Source organism: Kitasatospora sp. NPDC053057 (assembly GCF_044546945.1).
Classification (GTDB): domain Bacteria; phylum Actinomycetota; class Actinomycetes; order Streptomycetales; family Streptomycetaceae; genus Kitasatospora.
This window is the reverse complement of sequence record NZ_JBITZP010000090.1, coordinates 1-7,281: the sequence shown is the minus strand read 5'-3', so window position 1 is coordinate 7,281 and position 7,281 is coordinate 1. Positions and strand designations below refer to the sequence as shown.

At 70.5% G+C, this 7,281-nt stretch carries 9 protein-coding genes and 3 pseudogenes; 8 read left to right on the top strand and 4 right to left on the bottom strand.

Translation table 11 applies throughout. The features are described 5' to 3' along the window. Positions 1–233: MFS transporter (locus ACIG5E_RS38655; RefSeq protein ID WP_396541873.1), on the bottom strand; the 233-nt coding region annotated here is incomplete at its 3' end. On the opposite strand from ACIG5E_RS38655, the pseudogene ACIG5E_RS38650 reads away from it, so the two are divergent. The 3 genes and pseudogenes from ACIG5E_RS38650 to ACIG5E_RS38640 form a co-directional block, all read left to right on the top strand. Continuing rightward, a pseudogene (locus ACIG5E_RS38650) lies at positions 195–551 on the top strand (penicillin acylase family protein); the annotation flags it as partial. The gene ACIG5E_RS38655 and the pseudogene ACIG5E_RS38650 overlap by 39 nt on opposite strands. 41 nt (positions 552–592) lie before the next feature. Next, a pseudogene (locus ACIG5E_RS38645) lies at positions 593–928 on the top strand (GNAT family N-acetyltransferase); the annotation flags it as partial. A gap of 68 nt (positions 929–996) precedes the next feature. Then, entirely contained in the window at positions 997–1,143 is a 147-nt protein-coding gene (locus ACIG5E_RS38640) for a hypothetical protein (RefSeq protein WP_396541877.1), read from the top strand. A gap of 86 nt (positions 1,144–1,229) precedes the next feature. Here ACIG5E_RS38640 and ACIG5E_RS38635 read toward each other — a convergent pair whose 3' ends face one another. Both ACIG5E_RS38635 and ACIG5E_RS38630 read right to left on the bottom strand, forming a co-directional pair. Continuing rightward, entirely contained in the window at positions 1,230–1,460 is a 231-nt protein-coding gene (locus tag ACIG5E_RS38635) for a hypothetical protein (RefSeq protein WP_396541875.1), read from the bottom strand. A gap of 161 nt (positions 1,461–1,621) precedes the next feature. Next, positions 1,622–2,062, bottom strand: coding sequence for a hypothetical protein (locus ACIG5E_RS38630; RefSeq protein ID WP_396541871.1), 441 nt, complete (start codon positions 2,060–2,062; stop codon positions 1,622–1,624). A 334-nt stretch (positions 2,063–2,396) separates the two neighbouring features. Here ACIG5E_RS38630 and ACIG5E_RS38625 point away from each other — a divergent pair, with 334 nt between their 5' ends. Further along, entirely contained in the window at positions 2,397–3,347 is a 951-nt protein-coding gene (locus ACIG5E_RS38625; RefSeq protein ID WP_396541869.1) for a hypothetical protein, read from the top strand. Positions 3,348–3,350: 3 nt separating this feature from the next. Continuing rightward, positions 3,351–5,078 carry a M16 family metallopeptidase gene (locus tag ACIG5E_RS38620; RefSeq protein ID WP_396541867.1) on the top strand — a complete coding sequence of 576 codons (1,728 nt, stop codon included), beginning with the start codon at positions 3,351–3,353 and terminating at the stop codon, positions 5,076–5,078. On the opposite strand, the gene ACIG5E_RS38615 is transcribed toward ACIG5E_RS38620, so the two are convergent. Then, positions 5,029–5,712: a hypothetical protein gene (locus ACIG5E_RS38615; RefSeq protein WP_396541865.1), complete on the bottom strand. Its 684-nt coding sequence runs from the start codon at positions 5,710–5,712 to the stop codon at positions 5,029–5,031. The genes ACIG5E_RS38620 and ACIG5E_RS38615 overlap by 50 nt on opposite strands. A 269-nt stretch (positions 5,713–5,981) precedes the next feature. Between ACIG5E_RS38615 and ACIG5E_RS38610 the strand changes: the two are divergent. The 3 genes and pseudogenes from ACIG5E_RS38610 to ACIG5E_RS38600 form a co-directional block, all read left to right on the top strand. Then, positions 5,982–6,451 (top strand): annotated as a pseudogene (locus ACIG5E_RS38610) (Tn3 family transposase); the annotation flags it as partial. A gap of 177 nt (positions 6,452–6,628) precedes the next feature. Further along, entirely contained in the window at positions 6,629–6,883 is a 255-nt protein-coding gene (locus ACIG5E_RS38605) for a type II toxin-antitoxin system Phd/YefM family antitoxin (RefSeq protein WP_363615362.1), read from the top strand. Next, on the top strand, positions 6,880–7,128 hold the full coding sequence (locus ACIG5E_RS38600) for a type II toxin-antitoxin system RelE/ParE family toxin (protein WP_396541863.1): 249 nt from the start codon (positions 6,880–6,882) through the stop codon (positions 7,126–7,128). Before ACIG5E_RS38605 ends, ACIG5E_RS38600 begins: the two co-directional genes overlap by 4 nt. The last annotated feature ends 153 nt before the right edge of the window (positions 7,129–7,281 follow it).

Here is a 7,281-nt window from a genome sequence, read left to right as displayed (position 1 = left end):
AGTGAGCCCGTCCCGAACACCGCGAGCCCGGCGAGCAGCAGCCGCTTGCAGCCGTAGCGGTCGGCGGCGCTGCCTGCGGCGAGCAGTAGTCCGGCCTGGACCAGCGAGGACGCGTTGACGATCCACTGGATGTCGGCGGTGGTCGCGTCCAGGTCCCGGGTCAGGGAGGGGATCGCTACGTTCAGGACGTCGCCGCCGCCGGAGAACCGGCCACCCCGTGGGGCGAACTCCACCGGCTCGCACCGTGGCAGGCCCTCCCCGACGCCCCTGACGGCCGGTCGGACGAGCCCTGGCCGGGGCTGTCCGGCGACCACGACTGCGTCCTCTCCACGTCGAGCGTCCCCGGCATCACCGACCGTAGCGCCCGAGGGCCCGCCGCCCGCTACGTGTGGGACCTGGCCCAGTGTGAGGACAGCCTCTGGGTGGTGCCGCTCGGAGCGTCCGGCCGACCCGGAAGCCCCCACCATCGCGACCAGTTGCCGCTCTGGCTGCACCGCGGACTCGTCCCCGTGATCACCGACTGGGCCCTACTGACCGAGGATCGAACTTGAGCCACCCGACCACCGAGCCCTCCGCCTGCCGCCGCGAGGCCGTGCACGAGCAGACCGTCGACGGCTTCGGCACCGTCCGCGTCCTCCCGCTGGATCCGGCCGCCGACGCCGAAGTGGTCCACGGCTGGGTCACCCAGGAGCGGGCCCGCTTCTGGGGCATGCTCGACGCCGACCGCGAACGGGTCCGGGAGATCTACGAGTACGTGGACTCCCTGAGCACCCACCACGCCTACCTGGTCCACCGCGACGAGCGGCCGGTCGCGCTCTTCCAGACGTACGAACCCGAGCACGACCCGGTCGGCGAGTGCTACCCGGTCCGGGAGGGCGACTTCGGCATCCACCTCCTGATCGGCCCGGTCGCCGACGACCGGCTGCCCGGCTGGACCGGCACCCTGGTCTCGGTCTTCCTCGGCCACGTCCTGGCGGACCCGACCCGGCTGCGATCGTGGCCGAGCCCGACGCCCGCAACGACAGGGCGATCGCGCGGCTCCTGCGGACCGGCTTCACCCCCGGCCCCGAGATCCGGCTGCCCGAGAAGCAGGCCCGGTTGGTCTTCCTCGACCGGCAGGTCTTCTTCGATCGCCGGAGCTGACCGGGCCGGACGGCGGCGGTGCATCCCCGTGCACGCACCGCGGCCGAACCGAACTACCGCCCGCCCGTACCACCCGGCTCAGGGCCTCAGCAGGCGGGCACGCCGGGGACCTGGTTGCCGGGCGGACCGAGGTAGATGTTGGTCAGATAGCCGCCGTACTGGGACAGGTAGGCCCACCAGTCGTTGCTGTACGGCGGTATGTCCACCCGCTGGCCCTGCTGCTGGCACACTCCCCCCGGCCCCAGACGCGGCGTGACAGCCGGGTCGCCGGTGTGCCGCGCTGCCTGCTCGGTCAGCTGCACGAGCACGGTGTCCACTCGATCCCCCTGGTGCGTACTCCTACTGTAGTGGGGGCAGGACTATTTGTTGACTAGTCGTCAAATATCGCTCCGTACGCCGCCTATAAAGAATCCCCGGGTGGAGCGGATGACGGCCGCGCGGACGTCCATCGCCCGCGACGGCCGACCCCGGCAGGGCTTCAGAGCGTGGGCGGGATACGGGTGATGAACTCGCGGCCAGCGGACTTGGCGGCCGGCGGGAATACCATCTTCAGGCCCTTGTCGTGCCCCTGGACACTGAGCACGGTCTTCAGCCCCAGGCCGAGCAGCGCCTTGCTCAGCGGCGCCGCGGTGACGATCTCGCGCGGCAGCACCATCAGCAGCTTGCCGGGCTTGCCGGTGGCGGTCTTGCCGTCGAAGAACAGCAGGCGCTGGTCCGTGAGCACCCAGTACATCGGGCGCGGCTGGACGGTGGCGATGACCGTCCCGGCGGTGAGGGCGCCGACCAGGGCGGTGGTGAGGACCTGGCGCTTGACCGAGACCGAGCCGATGTTCGCCATATCGGTGAGTTCGATCCGCTCTCCCTCGGTGAGAAGGGGATTGGCGGTTTCGAGCAGCTGCTGCCGACGTCTGTTCTGCATGATGGTCCTTGTGCTTGTATCGCACTGATGTGCGCTCAGATAGCCAGAGTCTAGGTGGCTGGTGTCAAACGGGAAAATCTCAAATAGTGATACAGGCGTTTTAGGGACAAGTTGCCCGCTTTCGAGTCGAACATCGTCTCGCCATCTGGGACTCGACTCGAAAAACACCAGCCACCTAGGGGGGGTGTGCCCGGGGAAAGTCAAGCGGAGGTTGCTATTCCGAAAATCTTTGATCATAACTGCCACACATTTGCCCGGGTGTGTCTGAGTTCGGCCGGAGTCTCGCTGCAACGGCACTGACCAGCTGTGATGCCGCAGACCTAGGATCACCGTCATGTCCCCAGCCGCTGCACTCCCCGCCCCCGATTTCGACCCGGTCGCCGGTCTGCCCGAACTCGCCTCGGTCCGGCGACTGGCCGAGGCCGGGGACTGGCCCGACCTGCGCGAGCTGTTCGGGCGGCTGACCGACGAGCACGGCCGCTGTGTGGCAGCCGGCATCGTGGGCGAGGTCCCGGACGTGGAGCAATTCCTCGCCCATGTCGTCCGGCAGGACGCCGATCCGCTGGCCGCCACCCTGCTGGCGAACCGCCGGGTCACCCTCGGCTGGCAGGCTCGCACCAGCTCCCGCGCCAAGGACGTGACCCCGGCCCAGTGGGGGCTGTTCCGCGAACATCTCAATCACGCCGAGCAGTTGCTCATCAGGGTCACCGCACACCGGCCCGACTGCGCGCTCGCCTGGGCCGCCAGGCTGACCGTCGCCATGGGGCTGTCCCTAGGCCAGAGCGAATCCCGGCGCCGGTACCGGCGGCTCACGGCACATCACCCGCAGCACTTCGTGGCGCAGAGCCGCCGGCTGCAACAGCTGCTGCCCAAGTGGGGTGGAACGTGGGAGGAGGCCTACGCCTTCGCCCGCGAGTGCCTGGCGAACGCACCCGACGGCGCGCTCAGCGGTGCACTGCTGGCCGATTACCACATCGAGCGCTGGCTGGACCTCGGGCGCGGCGAGAAGGGCGCGGAGTACCTGCGGCAGCCGCACGTCCGCGCGGAACTGGCCGACGCCGCCCGCCGGTCGGTGCTGCACCCCGCCTGCCGGGCCCGCTACGGGATCGTCACCGTACACAGCGAGTTCGCCATGGTCACCTCCCTGGCAGGTGAACTAGCCCAGGCGGCGCGGCATTTCGGAGCAATCGGGGGCTTCGCGAGTAGCCACCCCTGGGACTACCTGCCCGGCGACGCCCGAGCGAACTTCATCGAGCACCGCGAACGCGCACTGGCGAAGGGCTGAGCCGTGATCCACCACTTCGAGGTCGACGGGGTTCCCGCCGTCTTCGCCCACCGCGCCGGTCGGCTCTCCGCCGGTCTGGTCTTCCGGGTCGGCCAGGCCGACGAGACGCTGGCCCGCACCGGTATCACCCACCTCGTCGAGCACCTGGCCCTGCACCGCCAAGGCGTCGCCGACTACCACTTCAACGGTGCGACCGGGAGCCTGCACACCCACTTCCACCTGGACGGCTCCGAACAGGACGTCAGCTCCTTCCTGCTGGGTGTCTGCCAGTCCCTCGCCCAGCTGCCGATGGACCGGCTGGAGACCGAGAAGGCCATCCTGCGGACCGAGGAGACCGGCCGCTCCACCGGTCCGGCCGAGGCCATGGGTCTGTGGCGGTACGGTGCACAGGGGCACGGCCTGGTCAGCTATCCGGAGTGGGGGATCACCGGCCTCGGCCCTCAGGAGGTCCAGCAGTGGGCGGACACCTGGTTCACCCGCGGCAACGCCGCGCTGTGGGTGGCGGGCGAGCGGGTTCCGGCCGGCCTGCGGCTGCCGCTGCGCGCGGGCGCGCGGATGCCGGTGCCGGCGGCGACCTCGGCGCTGCCCACAACTCCCGCGTACTTCAACGGCGGTACCGGTCAGGTGCTGTTCGATGCCGTGCTCCCGCATGGCGCGGCAACCTCGCTGTACGCGTCCGGCCTGGAGCGCGAGCTCTTCCGGACGCTGCGGCAGGAGGGGGGCTACTCCTACACCGCCACCGCAGGCTGTGCGCATCGCGGGGACGGCTGGTCCGTCGTCACCGCCCTCGCCGATGCGCTACCGGAACAGCAGGACGCGGTCCTCGGCGGGTTCATCGACGTACTCGCCCGGCTGGAGGCGGTCGGCCTCGCGCAGCACGACCTCGATTCGATACGGAGCAGAGCCGACGAGGCGCACCTGCTGCCGGACGCCGACGCCGAACGGCTGCACCGCTATGCGGCGGACCTGCTCAGCGGCCTGCCGCTGCGCTCGGTCGAGGAACTGCGCGCCGAGCTCTGGGCAGCGACCGCACAGGACGTGCACGCGATCGCCCGGCAGGCCCCGGCCGCCGGACTGCTCCGCGTCCCGCTCGGACGGCGGGCCGACTGGGCGGGTTACACCGCCGCACCGACCACCTCGACCTCGGCCGTTGCGGGCAGGCGGCACCGCTCCCGGGCGAAGGACGGCCCGGACCTGGTGATCAGCAGTGAGGGCGTCAGCCTGGTCGACGCCGAGGGGGCGCTTACGGTGCGCTACGACAGCTGTGCCGCCATGCTGAGCTGGCCGGACGGCGGGCGGCGACTGATCGGTACCGACGGCATCGCACTCGAACTGGAGCCGGGCTGCTTCGCAGTGGACGTCCAGTCGCTCGCCACCGTCGACGCGGCCGTTCCGGCCGCCGCCGTGGTGCGGATGCCGGCCCGAGGTGCCCGGCCGGCTCCGAACGCCGGTGCTGCCGTGGGTGCTTCCGCCGCCACTGTGCCTGCCACCGGTGCTGCGCAGCCGTTCGGCCGCGGCCAGCGGTTCGCTCTGGCGGCCTTGACCGCCGTCACCTGGCTCTGGGGAGCCATCGCGGTGTTCATGGTCCTGGGGGAGGCCGGCCAGCCGGGGGTCGGAGCGGCGGACTGGGCCGTGGTCGGGTTCACCTGGGTGATCGAGGCCGCGCTGGTGTGGTCCGTGATCAAGCGGCGTCGACGCCGGAGCCGTGCGGCGGCACCGTCGCCACGGTGATGGACCGAGCGTCGACAGTCAGGGGACCGCAACGGTTCCTCGCCAGCGCCGGGTCACTGACACGGACAACGCCGCCGCGAGCGCCGGGGCGAGCAGCACCGGGCCGGCTGCCCGCTGCATGGTCATGGACGAGGGCTTGCGACCCCACCCGGGCCGTGACACAGCGGCGTTGGGGCAGGCCCAGGGCCGGTGGCCGCGGCGCTCGCCCTCCTGCGGCCTGCTCCACCGCAGGCCGCAGGAACGCCACCACCACCCGCGTGAACTCGTCGGGCAGCACGTTGTGGACCATGTGCCCGGCCTCGACGGTGACGATCCGGCAGTCCGGGAGCTGCCAGGCCAGCTCCGCGATCCAGTCCTGCGGCAGATGGCTCCGGGACCCGCCCGCCCCCACCAGGGTGGGCACGGTGATCCGCCCCATCCGCTCCAGCCAGGCCGGATCGGGATCGTCGAGCTGACCCCGGACCGCCGGGACCACCGCCCAGTCGAAGGCCGTCGGCCCGTCGGGCCGGGCCGGAGTCGACGGCTCACGCGGAAAAACCTCCGGGTCCCCGTAAATGGCCAGGAGGGCGTCGGCGTCCTCGAGTTCGGCTTCACGCAGCGCCAGGCGGGGACCGGCCAGGGTGACTGGGGTCATGGCTGCGGAGCCTACCGTCGCGGACAACGGAATGAGGACCGATGACGCGGTTTCTCGGGGTGGGCCCCAGGGGCGAAGGTCGGCTGCGACTGGCTACTACTCGGGCGGGCACATGGCCTGGGCTTTGGCCGACCTGCCGCTGTCAGATGTGCCCGTCACCTCGCCCGTGGACGCCTCGTGCCTACCGGGCTGCTGCCGCAGGATGGCTCGCCCTCGCCAGCTGTCCCAGTACTCACCGCTCAGGATTCGCACGTTTCCGCAGGAGCGAGTACTCACGAAGTCAGCGGAAGTCGGTCTGCATCTACTCCCAGCTCAAGTCCTGCTCGGCCTCCGAGGTCGCCTCGATGATCGAAGGCGTGCTGCGGCACTGCACCACATGGACGTGGACCGGCAGTACACCGACACCCACGGCGCCTCCATTGTCGGGTTCGCCTTCGCCCACATGCTCGACTTCAAGCTGATGCCGAGGCTGAAGAACATCGGCTCGGCGAAGCTGTACCGGCCGGCGGCCGGTCAGGACGACCAGTGGCCGAACCTGGGCCCGGTGCTGTCCACCAAGACGATCGACTGGGACTTGATCGCCCAGCAGTACGACCAGATCGTGAAGTACACCACCGCCCTGCGCCTGGGCACTGCGGAAGCCGAGCAGGTCCTGCGGCGGTTCACCCGGGGTGGGCCGAAGCACCCGACGTACCGGGCGATCGAGGAGCTGGGCCGGGCGGTGCGGACCTCGTTCGTATCAGGTGGGTGTCCTCGGGCAGGGCCAGGACGTCGTCCACGGTCCACGGCCCGATGTGCTGCTCGACAGCGGCAACGCTCACGGACTCCATTGTCCAGGGTCGGCCGATCCCGGGCCGCCGCCCGCTGGTCCTGCGATGTCCCGCGCGGTAGTGCGCACTACTGGTAGGTTCGAGGTATGGACACCTATCCGATCACCGAGGCCCGCAACAAGCTGGGGGCCCTGGCGCGGCAGGTCAGCGCCGAACAGAAGCACATCGCCCTCTCGGACCGGGGCCAGACCATGGCCGTCCTGATCAGCCCGGCCGAGCTGGAGGAGCTGGAGTACCACCGGGCCACCGCCGAGTACCTGGCGCGCAAGGCACGTGGTGAGACGGGGCCGGGTGTTCCGCACGATGAGGCCCGCCGCCAGGTTCTCGGAGAGGCTTCGTGACCTACAGCATCGTCTGGGAGCCCGAGGTCTTGGCCGTGGCGCAGAAGTACGCCGCCGGTGACCAGGCCGGGGTCCAGCAGGTCTTCCAGGCCGTCGACCTGCTCGCTGACAACCCCCGGCCGGCGGGTGCTTTCACCGTCGGGGCCAGCGGGATCTACCGCATCCAGGTCGGCTTCTACCGCGTCCAGTACGAGGTCCACGACCAGACGGTCACCGTCACCGTCTTCCACCTCGGCCGGGCCTGACCAACTCGCCAGCCCGATGACGAAGCCGGTGGAGGCACAGTGCGTGCCTCCACCGGCTTCGTCATGCGGTCACGCGGCACCGCAGGCAGGAACTAGGGCCGCCGGTCAGGAGCGGCGCCACCAAGAGCCGGTGTTCTTCGCCCTGGCTGCCTC

Bases quoted from the DNA above. Each gene is read 5' to 3' on its own strand.
- ACIG5E_RS38605 (WP_363615362.1), top strand. From the start codon at position 6,629: ATGGACACCTATCCGATCACCGAGGCCCGCAACAAGCTGGGGGCCCTG.
- ACIG5E_RS38630 (WP_396541871.1), bottom strand. From the start codon at position 2,062: ATGCAGAACAGACGTCGGCAGCAGCTGCTCGAAACCGCCAATCCCCTT.
- ACIG5E_RS38615 (WP_396541865.1), bottom strand. From the start codon at position 5,712: ATGACCCCAGTCACCCTGGCCGGTCCCCGCCTGGCGCTGCGTGAAGCC.
- ACIG5E_RS38625 (WP_396541869.1), top strand. From the start codon at position 2,397: ATGTCCCCAGCCGCTGCACTCCCCGCCCCCGATTTCGACCCGGTCGCC.